This window comes from Proteus faecis, from assembly GCF_003144395.1.
In the GTDB taxonomy this organism is placed as follows: Bacteria; Pseudomonadota; Gammaproteobacteria; order Enterobacterales; family Enterobacteriaceae; genus Proteus; species Proteus faecis.
In genome coordinates, this window is record NZ_PENZ01000028.1 from 121,610 (window position 1) to 139,501 (window position 17,892).

Here is a 17,892-nt window from a genome sequence, read left to right on the forward strand (position 1 = left end):
CCTGACTATCTCGATTAATTAACGATAAATAGGCAACAAACCAAACTGTGCTAGTGTTTGGCAAATAATTCCTACGGCACCAAAAGCGATAACAGAATAAATTAATCCTTTTCCTCCCCACACTTTAAAGCCTGAATTGGGAAATTTTTCGCGGGCCTTCAGCGCCATAACTGCTGGACAAATAATTGCCCATACACATGCTGCGGTTCCTGCGTAAGCAATCGCAATTAAGAAGCCATTAGGGAAAAGTAAACATAATAGTAAAGGCGGAGTGAAGCATAAAACGCCAGATTTTAAGCGCCCTGTTTTGTTATCTTCGAATTTTAGTGATGCTAAAATATAGTCAAATAGACCAATCGCTACCCCTAAAAATGAACAAAATACAGCACTAATAGAAAACCATAATAAAAAGCCTTCAATATATTTACTATTTAATACGGTGTATAAAGAATCAATAAAGGCATCTAAGTTACCGCCCTTTTGGATTATGGTAATAAATTGATCACGAGGTAAATTCCCCATGGTACCAATCATCCAAAGTAAATAAATCACCAGTGCTAATACACAACCAATAATACAACTTTTTACAACTTTTCTTTCATTTTCATGATAAAGCTTATACAAACTACAGACATTACCATGATAACCAAAAGAAGTTATAGCATAAGGAATGATGATAAAAATAAAAGGATAAAGATATAATTGGCTTTTACCTTCAAAGGTTGCAGTAAATAATAAATCACCTCTCGCTTTAAAGAATAAACCCGAGAATGCTAATACGAATAGAATAATCTTAATAAATAAAAATATAGAGGTTAAACGGCTAGCACAAGCCCCTCCCCACCATATTGTTGCTCCAAGTGCTATGGTAAATACAAAGAATATCACTCTAAGGTTTAGATTTAGCCCATATAATGATGACGCTTCATAAATAACTGAACCCGCAGCAGAAATATAAGCATAAATTAATATATACAATACAAATATCAAAGAGGCATTCGCGAGATAACACGCCCATTTAGGTAATAACTCTTTCGATATATGAAAGTAGTTTGTTCCTGCTCCATATTTAGATATACATTCAAGAATATAAATTCCAGAATGAAACATAAAGAAGCAGACAATAAATAATATAAAGAGTGAGTTAATAAACCAAGCACCAGACATTATTGTTGGTAGGCTAAACATTCCTGCGCCAATCATGGCGCCACCCAACACAAATCCCCCTACAATAATTGAGGGTTCTTTCTTTACCGACTTATTTTCCATTTTTTAGTCCTTACTGAAATAAGGATAGGGCTCTCGCATTGCACGAGAGCCATTATTATTGTGGAGTATTATTTATTTGATTGGTTTTAATCTAGCAGTAAAGTGTCTTAATACAGGTGGTTCATATTCGAACTCAAGACCTTTAAGCGTTTTAAACTTCTCTTTTAAGCCGATAAGTGCATCAGCTATATAATCCATATGGTCGTTGGTATAGACGCGACGCGCAATGGTTAGGCGCATAAATTCCATATCTGCATGTTTTTGTTCACCCGTTGCAGGATCACGACCTAATAAGAACGAACCGATTTCAACGGCACGGACACCAGATTCTAAGTAAAGTGCGTTAATTACAGCTTGAGCTGGGAATTGATCACCAGGAATATGTGGCACTAGTTTTTTACAGTCAACGAAAACAGCATGCCCGCCAGTAGGATATTGAATTGGAATACCAGCTTCACGTAAACGATCACCCAGATATTGAACCTGACCAATACGATAGTGTAGATATTCTTCTTCAGTACCTTCCTCTAAACCTTGTACCATTGCAGCCATATCACGACCAGCTAAACCACCATAGGTAACAAAGCCTTCCATTGGCACACAGCGCTGTCTTGCTAATGTGAATACTTCTTCATTATCACGAATAGAGACTAAACCACCGATATTTAACAATGGATCTTTCTTCGCTGACATTGTTAATGCGTCAGCATATTTATACATATCTAAAATAATTTCTTTTATGGTCGCATTTTTATATTTAGGATCACGCTGTTTGATGAAATACGCATTTTCACAATAACGCGCTGAATCCATAACAACAAAAATACCGTGTTGTTTTGCAATTTCGTAAACTTCTCTTAAATTATCCATTGAAACAGGCTGACCACCAGCACTATTACAGGTCACTGTTGAAACAATGGCAACAACATTATCAGCACCATGTTTAGCAATATTTTCTTTTAATTTAGCAATATCAAAATTGCCTTTCCAATCATCATAGGTTTCTGAATCAAATGCTTTTTCAGTCACAATATTAATGGCTTTACAGCCATTTAATTCAACGTGTGCTGCTGTTGTGTCAAAATGGAAATTAGAAATAAATACAGGATTTTTCGCTTTTCCATCTTTTTGTTTATATTTTAATAATACAGGGAAAAGAATATTTTCAGCACCACGCCCTTGGTGAGCTGGAATAATATAATCGTAATTAAATAACTCTTTGGCTTTATCTTTTAAATCATAATAATTTCTTGAACCGGCATAAGCTTCATCACCTGTTAGCATTGCTGCCCATTGGTGATCACTCATTGCATTCGTGCCAGAGTCTGTTAATAAATCGATATAAACAGCATGACTTGGTAATAAAAATGGGTTATATCCAGCTTCTTTTAATGCCGCTTCACGTTCTTCTCTTGAAGGAACTCGGATTTTTTCTACCATTTTAATACGGAATGGTTCTACGATTCTTTTAGCCATGATAATACCTTTAATATAAATTAAATAATAAAATTAGAATAAATAAAATAGTCTTCCCATTTGAATAAAATGGAAAAAGAGAACTAAATTATTTTGGATGGATATAAAAAAGGATTATTTTTCAGGGAAGAAGAAGGCGAGTTCAGAATCAATATTAAACCATTTCTTCAATCTGAAGAAACCTCTTAATATTATCAAAACATTAAATGATGAGAACATACTTAACCCTTATCGTCAGGAAATAGTACAATTTACACCCTAATTTATATAACAGTTAAACGCAATGAGTAATATAACAATCATATATTTTGGATAACAATCACACTATTTATAATAAATTATATATTAACGTGATCACTATCACTTATTTAAATTCTTAATAAACTATTTTTTATAATTTAAACTTTCATTGATAAAACTAAGTGGCAATACATGTATTTATATTTCATTTTTACAGAATAAAAGCGATACTAAAATAACCATAACTTTTATCATGATTAATAATTTAACAATAAAACCCTAACCTTTTAACCCTCCATTTTATTCATTAAAATGAAATAATAGTTTATGAAATATTCATTCCAAAATAAAACATTAATAAACTTATAAACAACAAATGAAAAGCTAATTAGCACTTTGCTTTTTTATATCTTCGAATCTCCTCTCATTATTGATCTTCTCCTCATAAAAAATGGAAAAACTTTAATTAACATAGCTGAATTGATGATAGTTTAAGCAACAAGGAAAATAACACAGAAGATTATAACTATGAAAATCAATACACTAGGTACCATTTAAATGAATCATTTGTTTAAGTAATGTTATTCTGGGTATCAATCATTTTAGTTATGTCGCTATTTAATATCGAAAGAGATAAAAATTTATCTTTATTTCATCTATTTTTAATTTCTTTTCATATTGAGAGTACCCAGTATTTATTATTCTAAAATTAACGATAATATAAAAATATTAATTATTATCTTTCTATATTTAAGCAATATTATTTACATTTGAATTAATACCTTTATATTGAGGTAAAATGAGAAAAAAAGTTATTTTATTAACACTATTAAGTGGATTTTCAACCAGTGGATTAACTGCAAATGATACCGGTTATTTAGGCTCGATGGGAGAATCGCGGCGCGCATTACAAGATAGCCAGCGTGAAATAAATCAACTTATTGAACAAAATCGCTATCAACAACTTCAAGAAAATACATTAGAGGTTTCACCTTCCCCCACACTTATTACTGAATCAGAACATTGTTTACCTATTAATGGAGTTTATATTCAAGGAATTACTTTACTTGATGGAAAAGATCTTGATTCCTTAACACCATTACCAGAGCAATGTATAAAAAGTGCTGACATTAATCGTTTAGTCAAAGAGTTAACTCAACGTTATCTTCAACATGGTTATATCACTGCCAGAATTCAATTTTTACGCCCGAATCAAGAACAACAACTTGGGTTGTATGTTATTGAAGGTTTTATTGAAAAAATAGAAGGTGGCGATCGAGGCGTTAACACCGCTTTACTTTTTCCTCATGTTGAAGGAGAGCCTCTTAAACTTTCAATATTGGATCAAGGGCTTGATCAAGCAAACCGCTTACAGTCGAATAAAGTTAAACTAGATATATTGCCTGGTACGCTATTAGGCGGCTCCATTATTCAACTCACCAATCAGCGACAAGAACCATGGCACCTAAATATTTCGAGTGATAATTATGGACAAAAAAATTCAGGACGCTGGTTAGTTCGAACGAATGCAAGCTTAGACAGCCCATTAGGGTTATCTGATTTTGTTAGCTTAAACGCTAGCATTACTACGGATAATCCCAATACACGTTTTAATCGTGCTTACACCCTACTCTATTCTTTACCTTACGGCGCATTAACATTCAGTTCTTTTGGTAGCTATTCCGAGTATGAGTTTCATCAAGCATTACAAACACGTACCGTACGTCTATCTGGTGATACCACACAAGTTGGTTTAAGGGGAGATTACGCTTTTTATCGTAGTCAAAAACAGATTGATACCTTAAATATGCAGGTAACACATAAGCGGATACGTAACTATTTCAGCCAGATCCGCCTTGATCTAAGTAGCCCTGCACTTACAACCGTAGAGCTAGGTATCAACCATTTACATATTATTCCAAATGGTGTCATCAGCGTTAATTTAAGTGCTGAGAAAGCTATTAGTTGGTTTGGTGCAGATGAATCACCTCGTGTTGCTAATAGCAATGGTAATGACTATCGCTTTACAAAAGTGAAGCTTTTTGCCAATTGGCAACATCGTTTTGCTATATCGAATTCTACATTTTTATTTAATAGCACCTTCTTTGGTCAATATAGCCCTGACACCTTACCCGGTGTGGAATGGCTTAGTTTAACAGACAAAAATGCAATTCGAGGCTTTGACCAAAGCACACTTTCTGGTGATAACGGTGGCTATTTGCGCAATACACTTTCTTATCCTTATCGGATAAACACATTCTCAATCACCCCTCGAATTGGTCTTGATGCTGGCCGTGTTCAACAACATGGTAACTATGAAGGATGGCATAGTGGCTATGGCCTAAGTTCGGGCTTAAACCTCCAATATAAAAAAGCACAGTTCGATATTGAAATCGCCAAAGGGCATTTTCTTTACAACCAACCGAATTCCAATAAAACCAAAGACCCTACTCAAGTATTAGTTAGATTTTCGTATTTATTTTGATTCAAACTCATAGCAATAAACGGAGAAAACTCTATGAAATCAAAAAACTTTAAGCTATCTCCTTCGGGTAGGCTTGCTGCATCTTTAGCGATTATTTTCGTATCACTAAATGCATATGCTGGCGGTATTGTTCCTGATGCGGGCAATCAAGGACCAAATGTTTCATCAGTTAATGGTGGTACTCAAGTCATTAATATCGTTACACCAAATAACGAAGGTATCTCTCATAACCAATATCAAGACTTTAATGTAGGTAAACCAGGCGCTGTTTTTAACAACGCTTTAGAGGCAGGACAATCACAACTTGCTGGACAGCTAAATGCTAACAGCAACTTAAATGGACAAGCAGCTTCTTTGATTTTAAACGAAGTTGTTAGTCGTAACCCTTCGTTCTTATTAGGTCAGCAAGAAGTTTTTGGTATAGCTGCTGAATATGTACTTTCTAACCCAAATGGTATTACCTGTGATGGATGCGGTTTTATCAATACCAGTCGCTCTTCTTTGGTTGTAGGTAATCCACTGTTTGAAAATGGTGAATTAAAAGGTTATAGCACGCTTAATAATACAAATTTACTTTCTATTGGTAAAAATGGATTACATGCCCCTAGTCTTTTAGATTTAATTGCACCTCGCATTGATAGCCGAGGTAAAATAACCGCAGCTGAGATTTCTGCATTAACAGGTCAAAATACGTTCTCTCAACGTTTTGATATTCTTTCATCACAAAAACCCACGTCTGCTTTAGATAGTTATTTCTTTGGAAGTATGCAATCTGGTCGTATCCGTATTATTAATACCGCAGAAGGGAGTGGGGTTAAATTAACAGGTAAATTTGTTGCTGATAACGAATTAAGTGTTAGAGCGGATAATATTCAAACGGATAGCCAAGTTCGTTATGACAGTTACGACAAAGATGGTAGTGAAAACTATCAAAATTACCGTGGCGGTATTGCTGTTAATAACAGTGGTTCTAGCCAGACTCTGACAAAAACAGAGTTAAAAGGTAAAAATATCACTTTGGTCGCTGATAATAAAAACCAAATCAAAGCCTCTGATTTAATGGGTGATGATATTTTATTACAAGGTGCACATTTAACAGTTGATGGCAAACAGTTACAGCAAAAAGAGACAGATACTGACAATCGTTGGTTCTATTCTTGGCAATATGATGTCACTAAAGAAAAAGAACTAGTACAACAAGTTGGTAGCCATATTGATGCCAAAAATAGTGCAACATTAACGGCAACTAAAGGTGATGTAACACTTGAAGGTTCCAAAGTTAATGCGGGTAACACACTAGCAATTAATGCCAATAAAGATATCAATATCAATGGGTTGGTTGAGAAAGAAAGTCGCAGTGAAAATGGCTATAAACGTAATCATACCTCTCGTTTAGAGACAGGTAGCTGGAACAATAGTCATCAAACAGAAACTTTAAAAGCGAGTGAATTGACCGCAGGTAAAACGCTGGGATTAAATGCTGAAGGTTCTGTTACTACTCAAGGTGCAAACTTACATTCCAATGAAAATGTTGTCATTAATGCTAAAGAGAATATCAATCTTAATGTGCAAAATACCAACAATGATAAAACCGTCACCGACAATCATGTTGTTTGGGGGGGTATCGGCGGGGGTAATAATAAGAACAATAACAACAAACAAGAAGTCAGCCATTCAACACAATTAACGGCCGATGGACAACTGTTACTTGCAGCAGATAACAGTGTCAAAGTCACAGGTAGCCAAGTCAAAGGCAGCCAAGGTGCTTTTGTTAAAACGACTCAAGGTGATGTTGTTATTGATAATGCGATTAGCGAAACCATCACTAAAACAGATGAACGTACAGGCACTGCATTTAACATCACTAAAAATTCCCACAAGAATGAAACTAATCAACAGCATTCAACTGGTAGTGAATTGGTTTCTGATGCAGCGTTAACCGTGGTCAGTGGCAAAGATGTTAATGTAATTGGTAGCTTAATAAAAAGTGCCAACGAGTTAGGTATTGAGTCTTTAGGTGACATCAACGTTAAATCTGCACAACAAACCACAAAAATCAATGATGAAAAAACATCATTAGAGATCACCGGTCACGCTAAAGAAGTTGAAGACAAACAATATAGCGCAGGTTTTCATATTACTCATACATCCAATAAAAATAATAGCACTGAAACTGAACAAGTAGGATCTGCTATTAGTGGTAGTAGTGTTAAAGTTCAAGCGGATAAAGATGTCACTTTTGCCGGCTCTGATTTAAAAACAACCGCAGGTAATGCCACTGTCTCTGGTGACAATGTTGCTTTTGTTTCAACAGAAAACAAAAAAGAAACAGAGAGTACAGATAGAACCATTTCAGGTGGTTTTAGCTATACTGGTGGTGTTGATAAAATCGGTAGTAAAGCTGATTTCCAGTATGACAAACAACATACAACAACTGAGATCACCAAAAATAAAGGTAGCGAAACTCAAGTTGCAGGTGATTTAACCATTACTGCAAACAATGATGTGACGCATCAAGGTGCATCACACAAAGTTGACGGTGCATATAAAGAATCAGGTGAAAATATCAATCACCTTGCTGCAAATGATAGTGCAACATCGAAAACAGATACCTTAAACATCGGTGTCGATGTGGGTGTTAATCTTGATTACAGTGGTGTAACTCAACCAATTAAGAAAGCTGTAGAAGGCGGAATTGATACCACAAAACCAGAGAATAATACGGATTTAGATAAAAAAATCACCGCTAAAGATGCCATTAGTAATCTTGCTAATTTAAGTAACTTAGAATCACCTAATGTAGGTGTTGAGGTTGGTATCAAAGGTGGCGGTAGCCAGAAATCACAAAGCGATAGCCAAGCGGTTTCAACATCAATTACTGCGGGTAAAATTAATACTGACAGTAATAAAACGTTACATGACCAAGGTACGCATTATCAATCGACTCAAGGTGATATTGCACTAACGGCTAACACTCACCGCAGTGAAGCGGCACAAAATAAACACCAAGAGTCCTTCCATGAAACAACGGGGGGTGGTCAAGTTGGAGTCAGCACAAAAACTGGCAACGACATTACTGTTGCAATTAAAGGTGAAGGTAAAACCTCTGATACAAGTCTAACCACAACAAAAGCTAATGGTAGCCAATTTAACTCCACCGGCAATATCAATATTAATGTACATGAAGATGCACATTATGAAGGCACTAAGTTTGATGCACAAGATGGTAAAACTGTCATTAATGCTGGCGGGGATCTAACGCTTGCACAAGCAACAGATACTCATTCTGAAAATCAACATAATGTAAATGGCAGTGCAAACCTGAAAGTAGGTACAACACCAGACAGTAAAGATTATGGTGGTGGCTTTAACGCAGGTGGTGCAAATCATCAAAAAGATCAGACAACAGCGAAAGCTGGTTCAGTAAATGGCTCTCAAGGTATTGAGTTAAATTCAGGTCATAATCTGAGTTTACAAGGAACTCATTTAACCAGTGAAAATGATGTTGTTCTGACTGCAACTAATAAAGTTGATTTCCAAGCAGCAGAATCTCAACGTACTGAAACAGGTAAGAACTTATCCGGTGGATTACAAGCGGGATTCGGTCAAAAAACGGAAGATAAATCATCTTCTATCAATGGGTTAGGTGGCGCTGAGTTTGCTATTGGTAAACAAGATGAGAAAACAGTCTCTCGTGACGGTGGAACCATTGCTAATCAAGGCAATTTAACTATTAACGGTAGCTCAGTTAATCTTCAAGGGACTAAAGTTAATAGCAAAGATACGCAATTAACTTCTCAATCTGGTGACACCACACTGACATCAGCACAATCCACGGATTACAAAAATAATTGGGGTACAGATATCTCTTTAAATGGCAAACAAACTAATACGACGCCAAAAGAAGTGACTGAAGAAAACCCAACGACCTCTATCCATGATATTGGTGGCAAAGTTTTAGTCAACGTTGAAGATCAACAGAAATCCACACACCAAAATGCTTCAGTAAAAACTGGCTCACTAGCAATAAATAGTGACAAAAATCTCGATCTTTCTGGTGCAAATGTTTCTGCAGATAATATAACGGGTAATGTGGGCGGTGACTTTACCGTAACAAGTCAAAAAGACAGCGATCGTCACGTTAATGTTGATGTAAATATTGGTTACAACCACAACAATGATCCTAAATCTAGCCAAGTTAATAAAACAGCCGAAGCAGGTGGATCACTATTAGAAGACACTATCAAAGAAACTATTGATTCAGGTATTAAATCTGCAACTGATGTTATCTCTGATAAATACAATTCACTTTCTTCCACTATCGCAGATAAAACCGGTATCAGTGGAGAAACAAAAGCTAAAATTGATAAAGGCGTTGGTACTGTAGGCAATAGTATCAAAAATATCGTAACAGGCGCTGAAGGCCATACGGCGAACGCGGATATTAAAGTTTCTCATATTGATAATGATGCGGTTAACCAAACCACAACCTTAACAAGCAAAAATGATATTTTATTGAATGTAAATGGTACAACCAAACTGACAGGATCTGAAATTAAAAGTGAGCAAGGTCAGGTTGATTTAGGCGGTAGCAACGTTCAATTAAACAATATTGAAGGCCATCAATATGAAGCAGGCGCAGATCTTGATCTGAAATCATCTGCGGTTGATTTAGTGAAACAACTTGCAGGTGGTGACCTATCATTAAAATCACCTGTTAAAGTTAATGAAACAGTAAATACAAAATCGTCTATTTCTGAAAAATAATAGCCTCCCATAAAAGAGTAATGCCTATTCTTTTTCTTTTGTAAACCAAACCCGCTTATTATTACAATAAGCGGGTTTTATAGATCAATTTCAAAATGAAAAACAGAATATGTTCTGTAAAACAAAAAAGACCCACTTATGACTAAGTGGATCTTTTTAATCAGTACATTACACACTTGTTATCAGGATAAATAAATTAACCTAACTGACCATGACAATGCTTAAATTTCTTACCAGATCCACAAGGGCATGGTTCATTACGACCAACTTTTTTACCTGCAGCAACTTGACCATCTACTGCTGACATTTGAGACTCTTTTGTCACTTCATGGCTTAATTGTTGCTGTTTAGCTAAACGCTCTGCTTCTTCACGACGACGGCGTTCTAACTCTTCAACTTCTTCAGGTAAACGAACTTGTACTTTGCTTAATGTGCTAATCACTTCATATTTCAGTGATTCTAACATATTAGCAAACATAGCGAACGATTCACGTTTGTACTCTTGTTTTGGATCTTTTTGTGCGTAACCACGTAAATGGATACCTTGACGTAAATAATCCATTGCTGCTAAGTGCTCTTTCCACAGTGAATCCAGCGTTTGTAACATCACGCCTTTTTCAAAGTTACGCATCATTTCAGCACTGACGATCTCTTCTTTCGCTTTATAGACTTCAATAGATTTTTCTAAAATACGCTCACGTAATGTTTCTTCGTGTAATTCAGGCTCTTTATCTAACCACTCTTTGATTGGTAGATTTAAATCAAAGTCTTTTTGTAGACATGCCGTTAAACCTTCAATATCCCACATTTCTTCCAGTGATTGAGGTGGAATATAGTTATCAATCATTGAAGTGAAGACATCTTGACGAATGCTATCGATAGTTTCGCTTACATCTGCAACATCCAATAATTCATTACGCTGAGTATAAATTGCACGACGTTGGTCATTGGCCACATCATCATATTCGAGTAGTTGTTTACGAATATCAAAGTTGCGGTTTTCTACTTTACGCTGTGCGTTTGCAATTGCTTTAGTTACCCATGGGTGCTCAATCGCTTCTGTTTCATTCATACCTAATTTACGCATCATGCCAGACACTTTATCTGAAGCAAAAATACGCATTAGGGAGTCTTCCATAGATAAATAGAAACGAGATGAACCTTCATCCCCTTGACGCCCCGCACGTCCACGTAACTGGTTATCAATACGACGAGATTCGTGACGTTCAGTACCAATAATATGTAAACCACCTGATGCTAATACTGCATCATGGCGCTCTTTCCATTTAGCTTTGATTTCTTCGATTTGCTCTTCAGTTGGCTCTTCAAGTTTAGCTACTTCAGTTTGCCAACTCCCTCCTAACACGATATCAGTACCACGACCCGCCATGTTAGTTGCGATAGTTACCGCTGAAGGTAAACCTGCATTAGCAATAATATCCGCTTCCATTGCGTGGAATTTCGCATTCAGCACGTTATGGTGAACATTCGCTTTAGTCAGTGCTTTAGAAATCTCTTCTGATTTTTCAATTGAAATAGTACCGACAAGAACAGGTTGACCATTTTTAGTACGTTCACGAATATCTTCAATAATGGCCGCAAATTTACCTTGCTCATTCATATAAACTAAGTCAGGGAGATCTTTACGCACCATTGGACGGTTAGTTGGGATAACAATTGTTTCTAAGCGATAGATAGAGTTAAATTCAAACGCTTCAGTGTCCGCAGTACCCGTCATCCCTGCTAATTTTTCGTATAAGCGGAAATAGTTTTGGAATGTGATTGACGCTAATGTCTGGTTCTCATTTTGGATCTTCACACCTTCTTTAGCTTCAACTGCTTGGTGTAAACCATCAGACCAACGACGGCCTTGCATTGTACGACCCGTATGTTCGTCAACAATGATCACTTCGCCATCTTTAACGATGTAGTCAACATCTTTAGTAAACAGTGCATGAGCACGCAATGCGGCTGTCACATGGTGCATGAGCATAATATTAGCTGGTGAGTATAAAGACTCCCCTTCTTTCATCATACCTGCATCTGCTAATAACCCTTCGATTTTAACCAGGCCGCGTTCAGTGATATTCACTTGACGTGTTTTTTCATCAACAGAATAATCACCTTCACCTTGGAAAGTATCTGAATCTTCTTTTTCTTGAGGAATCAAGTGAGGGATCACTTTATTCATTTGGATATAAAGTTCAGAACTGTCTTCTGCTGGACCTGATATGATCAGTGGTGTACGTGCTTCATCGATTAAGATTGAGTCAACCTCATCCACTAATGCATAGTGTAATTTACGTTGAACACGCTCTTGAGGACTAAATGCCATGTTGTCACGTAGGTAGTCGAAACCGAATTCATTGTTCGTACCATAAGTAATATCAGCATTATAAGCTTCACGTTTTACTGGTGGCGCCATATTTGGCAAGTTGATACCGACGCTTAAACCTAAGAATTCAAACAGAGGACGGTTATTTTCGGCGTCACGCTGTGCCAGATAGTCATTGACGGTAACAACGTGAACCCCTTTACCTGATAGTGCATTTAAGTATGCAGGTAATGTTGCAGTTAATGTTTTACCTTCACCTGTACGCATTTCTGCGATACAACGCTCATTTAGAACCATACCACCAATTAACTGCACATCGAAATGGCGCATACCAAAGACGCGCTTACTTGCTTCACGAACAGTGGCAAATGCTTCAGGTAAAATATCTTCTTCTTTTTCACCGTTTTTTAAACGCTCACGAAATTCATTTGTTTTTGCTTTTAGTTCAACGTCAGTCAGTTTTTCAAACTCAGGCTCTAGTTTATTAATTTCATTAACAACTTTTCGCATACGACGGATTGTACGATCATTACGACTACCAAAAATTTTGGTTACAATTTTACCTAACATAAATCTTTATTCTCATTTATGGCGTGAAACGCCGAAAAAAGCCTCTGTATCTATATAAACAGAGATAATCATAATCTTATTAGATTAAGTGACCCAATTAAGCTGTTAGGTAAGGCCCTGCACGAATACCGCGGATTTGTGCAAGCCATAAGCCGGTATGATAGGAATTTGTATTCTGTACTAAAACATAGCCAGAAAGAGGAAGGTTACTTAATGCAGATGATGGAGTCTCTGTTAATAAAGCATACAGCGTATCAAGCATAACCGCTGCAACATTAGAAACAGGTAACGGTTCATCTTTGGCTTTCACCATCAATTCCGGCGAATTAATGGTGAATGCAAAAGAGAGCTGTTTAATTACATTTTTTACAGCGTGTTGTTGCCAGTAATTAAAGGTGAATGATGATGCAGGATTCTGTACACTTTGGCGTAAGAATAAGTTATCAAACGCAATAAGCGCCTGACTTTGACGGTTTTGAGATGAAGGGGTATCAGTTTGCTGTGGATTCTCGGCATGAGCAGACAACAGCGAAGGTATTCCAATACCTGCTGCTACCATCCCTAAAAGCAGATGCGACCAAAAATATCGTCTGCCAAACTGTCGCCAAAAACTTATAATGCTCATTAACCTTCGTTGCTCATTAATCTTTATTTTGTGGAGTCAAAATCTATGCGGGATAGTTACCCACAATCATTGGAAAAAATCTTCATTGAACTTGAAGGTTCCAACAAGAGTACATTACAACTTATACAACAGCGTGCAACGATTTTACTAAAATTAAATCGCGCCGTCATGGCTCTTTTACCTATTCCTTTACGAGATAAATGCCGTGTCGCCAATTACCGCAATGCTATTTTAATTATTGAAGTTGCAAACGCAAGTTGGTTAACTCGCTTACGTTATGAAAGCCCTTCATTACTTTCCGCATTGAGACAAGAAATTTTACCATCCTTATCTTCAATAGACATCAAAATAAATCCTTCTTTAGGCATAAAACCAGAAAAAAGATCTTTAATATCATCATTAAAAGAGCAAGAGCCGACCAAAAGACGTCACTTAAGTTTAGAAAGCGCGCAATCATTAAAGTATTTAGCAGAGAAAAGCCCGAAGAAATTAAGAGAGAAATTAGAACGGTTGGCTGCACTTGCCGGAGAGAGTACAAGTACAGCCAAAGATGAACATTAATTAGAGATAATTAATGTGCTTTCCTTCACAGGAATTAAGCAAAGACCATTGAGGGAGCTTTGAAGGCTACTGGCATTTGCGCTTCGTCTTCAAATGTTACAAATTCCCATGCAGATTCTTTTGCTAATACAGCTTGGAGCAATTTATTGTTTAGTGCGTGACCTGATTTAAACGCGGTGAATTCACCGATAATGTTATAGCCACACATAAATAAATCACCGATTGCATCCAACATTTTGTGACGAACGAACTCATCTTCAAAACGCAGACCATCATCGTTGAGAACTCGATAGTCATCAACTACGATTGCACAATCGAAGCTTCCGCCTAAACACAATCCTTTAGATTGTAAATATTCGATATCACGCATAAATCCAAAAGTACGAGCACGGCTAATTTGGCTCATAAAAGATTCAGCGGAGAAATCTAATTTATAACGCTGTGTACTTGAATCAATGGCTGGGTGATTAAAATCGATAGTAAAATCTAGTTTAAACCCATTGTATGGGCGCATTTCTGCCCATTTATCACCTTCTTCTACACGTACAGTTTCTTTGATGCGAATGAATTTCTTCGCCGTACGAAGTTCTTCGATACCTGCATCAAGTAACAAGAAAACAAAAGGTGCCGCACTTCCATCCATAATTGGGATTTCAGGTGCATTCACTTCAATTACAATATTATCAATGCCTAAACCAGCCAGTGCTGCGTTTAAATGCTCAACGGTTGATATACGCACATCGTCTTCGTTAACTAAGCAAGTACATAACATAGTGTCACGAACTGATTTTGCGTCTGCTGGAAAATCCACCGGTGGATTTAAGTCAGTACGACGGTAGATGACCCCAGTGTTTGCTGGCGCCGGACGCATTGTAAGCGTAACTTTTTTACCCGTGTGAAGTCCCACACCAGTTGCTTGTACAATTCGTTTTAATGTCCGTTGTTTGATCATCATTTTATCTCGCAATGTTATCCGTCCTACCAATCATTATACTTATAATTGGCAGGACAGTTTAGCACAAAAAGCGGAGATGCCAATCTTTTTGGCGATTAATCAGCCTGTTTTCTCAAGAACGCAGGGATATCTAAATAATCCGGTTCTTTGTTTGACTGAGTAGATTGTTCGTTAACGGCTTTAGCAGCAGGCTTACTTTCTTCTACGGAAGAGAAAGAAGACATGCTGTTTTGCATTTGCTGGTAACGATTCTCCATTGCGCTTTGCTGATTCTGTTTATTAGTTACCAAGGTAATTTCTGGACGTTTATCCATGCCAATACCTGTTGCAACAACAGTAACACGCAATTCATCATTCATTTCTGGGTCAAGGGATGTACCGATAACCACAGTCGCATTATCTGATGCAAATGCACGAATGGTATTACCCACTGTTTCAAATTCATCAAGACGTAAATCAAAACCTGCTGTGATGTTGACTAATACACCACGTGCGCCAGATAAGTCGATATCTTCCAATAATGGGCTTGAAATCGCCATCTCTGCGGCTTCTTCAGCACGATCTTCACCTTTCGCAGCACCCGAGCCCATCATGGCATAACCCATTTCAGACATCACAGTTCTTACGTCAGCAAAGTCAACGTTCATTAAACCAGGGCGAGTAATTAGCTCAGCGATACCTTGAACGGCGCCTTTTAATACATCATTAGCTGCGCCGAACGCATCTAATAATGAAATTCCACGACCAAGTACTTTTAATAATTTGTCATTTGGAATAGTGATTAATGAGTCAACGTGTTTTGATAACTCAGTAATACCTTGCTCAGCAAATGCCATGCGTTTTTTGCCTTCAAAATTAAAAGGCTTAGTCACCACAGCAACCGTCAAAATACCTAATTCTTTAGCCACTTCTGCAACAACAGGCGCAGCACCAGTACCAGTACCACCGCCCATACCCGCTGCGATAAAGACCATATCGGCACCTTCAAGTGCTGCACGCAACCCTTCGCGATCTTCCTCAGCAGCATTACGGCCTACTTCAGGATTTGCACCTGCACCTAAGCCTTTCGTAATGGCATTACCAATTTGAATAGTCTGTCCGACCGCTGTTTTACGTAGCGCTTGAGCATCCGTATTGACTGCAAAGAAATCTACGCCTTCAATACGTTCACGAACCATGTGCTCAACCGCATTACCGCCGCCGCCACCAACGCCGATGACTTTGATCACCGCATCGTTGGTTAATTCCATAGGTTCAAACATAATTTCTCTCCGTTTTGTGCCTTCTCAGGGTCGCTTGCTCAAACGACCTCTTTTAAAATTTGTCTGATTATTAAAACTCTCTTTTTAGCCAACCAGTAAGTTTTTTAAATAAACCACTGACAGCAGAGCGTTTCTCGGTTTCAGTTTCCTCACCAAAGTGAGACTCTTTACCGTAATGCAAAAGCCCAACCGCTGTTGAATAGTAGGGATCCTGCGCATAATCTGTTAGCCCGGTAATATTTAACGGTTTACCGATCCGTACTTGCGTGTGGAAAACACGTTGAGCACATTCAACAAGTCCATCAATCTGTGCAGCACCACCTGTTAGCACAATACCTGCGGCTAAATGATGCTTAATCCCTTGCTGGCGTAACTGTTCTTGAACTTTTAAAATCTCTTCATTAACAAGATTGAGCAGTTCGGTATAACGAGGCTCAATCACCTCAGCAAGAGTTTGTCGTTGCAGACTTCTTGGTGGTCTACCTCCGACACTTGGAACTTCGACATTCTCATCTTTACCAACTAAAGAACCTAATGCACAGCCATGGCGAACTTTGATAGCTTCAGCATCATTTGGCGGAGTGCCAAACGCATAGGCGATATCACTGGTTACAACATTGCCTGCATAAGGAATAACGCGGGTATGTCTTAATGCGCCACCGGTATAAATAGCAATATCCATCGTACCGCCACCAATATCAACAACACATACACCTAATTCACGTTCATCTTCTGTTAATACAGCGAAACTTGAAGCGAGTCCTGCAAAAATCAGCTGATCCACCTTTAACCCACAGCGTTCAACTGCTTTTACAATATTCTTTGCCATATCGTTATGGCAGGTAATTAAATGAACTTTAGCCTGCATACGCACGCCCGATAATCCAACTGGGTTCTTGATCCCTTCTTGATAATCAATGGCATACTCTTGCGGTATAACGTGTAAAACACGGTGTTCATCTTTTACTTTGACTGATTTCGCGGTATGAACCACGCTATCAACATCATCTTGAGTCACTTCTTCTTCTGAGATTGGCACCATACCAATCTCATTTTGGCAACTGATGTGTTTGCCTGATAACGCCAAATACACTGAAGATATTTGACAGTCAGCCATCAACTCAGCCTGATCTACCGCCCGTTGCACACATTTTACGACAGATTCGAGATCATTAACGCCACCTTTATCCATGCCCCGAGATGGACAACTTCCCACCCCGATAATATTCACTACACCATCAGGCAGGATCTCACCGACAAGGGTGGCTACTTTGGCCGTACCAATCTCAAGACCAACTACTAATTTTCTGTCCGTCGCTTTGATCATTATTGTTCTGCCTTCGCCGT

At 37.7% G+C, this 17,892-nt stretch carries 11 protein-coding genes; 3 read left to right on the forward strand and 8 right to left on the reverse strand.

Features of this window, described 5'->3' with window-relative positions:
* Positions 1–18: 18 nt before the first annotated feature.
* The 3 genes from DK858_RS07705 to tnaC form a co-directional block, all read right to left on the reverse strand.
* Positions 19–1,269 carry an aromatic amino acid transporter gene (locus tag DK858_RS07705; RefSeq protein ID WP_109396898.1) on the reverse strand — a complete coding sequence of 417 codons (1,251 nt, stop codon included), beginning with the start codon at positions 1,267–1,269 and terminating at the stop codon, positions 19–21.
* 72 nt (positions 1,270–1,341) lie between these two features.
* Positions 1,342–2,745, reverse strand: a complete 1,404-nt coding sequence (locus DK858_RS07710; protein ID WP_072063373.1) for a tryptophanase — start codon at positions 2,743–2,745, stop codon at positions 1,342–1,344.
* A gap of 114 nt (positions 2,746–2,859) precedes the next feature.
* Positions 2,860–2,964 carry a tryptophanase leader peptide gene (gene tnaC / locus DK858_RS18495; protein ID WP_071788547.1) on the reverse strand — a complete coding sequence of 35 codons (105 nt, stop codon included), beginning with the start codon at positions 2,962–2,964 and terminating at the stop codon, positions 2,860–2,862.
* Between the two features lie 820 nt (positions 2,965–3,784).
* Between tnaC and DK858_RS07720 the strand changes: the two genes are divergently transcribed.
* Positions 3,785–5,470, forward strand: coding sequence for a ShlB/FhaC/HecB family hemolysin secretion/activation protein (locus DK858_RS07720; RefSeq protein ID WP_109396899.1), 1,686 nt, complete (start codon positions 3,785–3,787; stop codon positions 5,468–5,470).
* 33 nt (positions 5,471–5,503) lie between these two features.
* Positions 5,504–10,237, forward strand: a complete 4,734-nt coding sequence (gene hpmA / locus DK858_RS07725; RefSeq protein WP_109396900.1) for a calcium-independent hemolysin HpmA — start codon at positions 5,504–5,506, stop codon at positions 10,235–10,237.
* Positions 10,238–10,433: 196 nt separating this feature from the next.
* Here hpmA and secA read toward each other — a convergent pair whose 3' ends face one another.
* Together secA and secM are read right to left on the reverse strand one after the other, a co-directional pair.
* Positions 10,434–13,142: a preprotein translocase subunit SecA gene (gene secA / locus DK858_RS07730; RefSeq protein WP_109396901.1), complete on the reverse strand. Its 2,709-nt coding sequence runs from the start codon at positions 13,140–13,142 to the stop codon at positions 10,434–10,436.
* A gap of 97 nt (positions 13,143–13,239) precedes the next feature.
* Complete coding sequence (gene secM, locus DK858_RS07735; protein ID WP_109396902.1) at positions 13,240–13,767, reverse strand: secA translation cis-regulator SecM; 528 nt, start codon at positions 13,765–13,767, stop codon at positions 13,240–13,242.
* A gap of 45 nt (positions 13,768–13,812) precedes the next feature.
* On the opposite strand from secM, the gene DK858_RS07740 reads away from it, so the two are divergent.
* Positions 13,813–14,328, forward strand: coding sequence for a DUF721 domain-containing protein (locus DK858_RS07740; protein WP_109396903.1), 516 nt, complete (start codon positions 13,813–13,815; stop codon positions 14,326–14,328).
* Between the two features lie 34 nt (positions 14,329–14,362).
* On the opposite strand, the gene lpxC is transcribed toward DK858_RS07740, so the two are convergent.
* The 3 genes from lpxC to ftsA all read right to left on the reverse strand — a co-directional run bounded on the left by lpxC (position 14,363) and on the right by ftsA (position 17,872).
* Positions 14,363–15,280, reverse strand: a complete 918-nt coding sequence (gene lpxC, locus DK858_RS07745) for a UDP-3-O-acyl-N-acetylglucosamine deacetylase (protein WP_109396984.1) — start codon at positions 15,278–15,280, stop codon at positions 14,363–14,365.
* Between the two features lie 98 nt (positions 15,281–15,378).
* Positions 15,379–16,545: a cell division protein FtsZ gene (gene ftsZ, locus DK858_RS07750; RefSeq protein WP_072063378.1), complete on the reverse strand. Its 1,167-nt coding sequence runs from the start codon at positions 16,543–16,545 to the stop codon at positions 15,379–15,381.
* Between the two features lie 70 nt (positions 16,546–16,615).
* Positions 16,616–17,872 (reverse strand): cell division protein FtsA, encoded by a 1,257-nt coding sequence (gene ftsA / locus DK858_RS07755; protein WP_006533748.1) that lies wholly within the window; start codon positions 17,870–17,872, stop codon positions 16,616–16,618.
* Between the last annotated feature and the right edge of the window lie 20 nt (positions 17,873–17,892).

Excerpts from the sequence above, each read along its gene's own strand:
- lpxC (WP_109396984.1), bottom strand. The coding sequence starts at position 15,280 with ATGATCAAACAACGGACATTAAAACGAATTGTACAAGCAACTGGTGTG.
- tnaC (WP_071788547.1), bottom strand. The coding sequence starts at position 2,964 with ATGTTCTCATCATTTAATGTTTTGATAATATTAAGAGGTTTCTTCAGA.
- ftsZ (WP_072063378.1), bottom strand. The coding sequence starts at position 16,545 with ATGTTTGAACCTATGGAATTAACCAACGATGCGGTGATCAAAGTCATC.
- hpmA (WP_109396900.1), top strand. The coding sequence starts at position 5,504 with ATGAAATCAAAAAACTTTAAGCTATCTCCTTCGGGTAGGCTTGCTGCA.
- DK858_RS07720 (WP_109396899.1), top strand. The coding sequence starts at position 3,785 with ATGAGAAAAAAAGTTATTTTATTAACACTATTAAGTGGATTTTCAACC.
- DK858_RS07705 (WP_109396898.1), bottom strand. The coding sequence starts at position 1,269 with ATGGAAAATAAGTCGGTAAAGAAAGAACCCTCAATTATTGTAGGGGGA.
- DK858_RS07740 (WP_109396903.1), top strand. The coding sequence starts at position 13,813 with ATGCGGGATAGTTACCCACAATCATTGGAAAAAATCTTCATTGAACTT.
- secM (WP_109396902.1), bottom strand. The coding sequence starts at position 13,767 with ATGAGCATTATAAGTTTTTGGCGACAGTTTGGCAGACGATATTTTTGG.
- DK858_RS07710 (WP_072063373.1), bottom strand. The coding sequence starts at position 2,745 with ATGGCTAAAAGAATCGTAGAACCATTCCGTATTAAAATGGTAGAAAAA.
- secA (WP_109396901.1), bottom strand. The coding sequence starts at position 13,142 with ATGTTAGGTAAAATTGTAACCAAAATTTTTGGTAGTCGTAATGATCGT.
- ftsA (WP_006533748.1), bottom strand. The coding sequence starts at position 17,872 with ATGATCAAAGCGACGGACAGAAAATTAGTAGTTGGTCTTGAGATTGGT.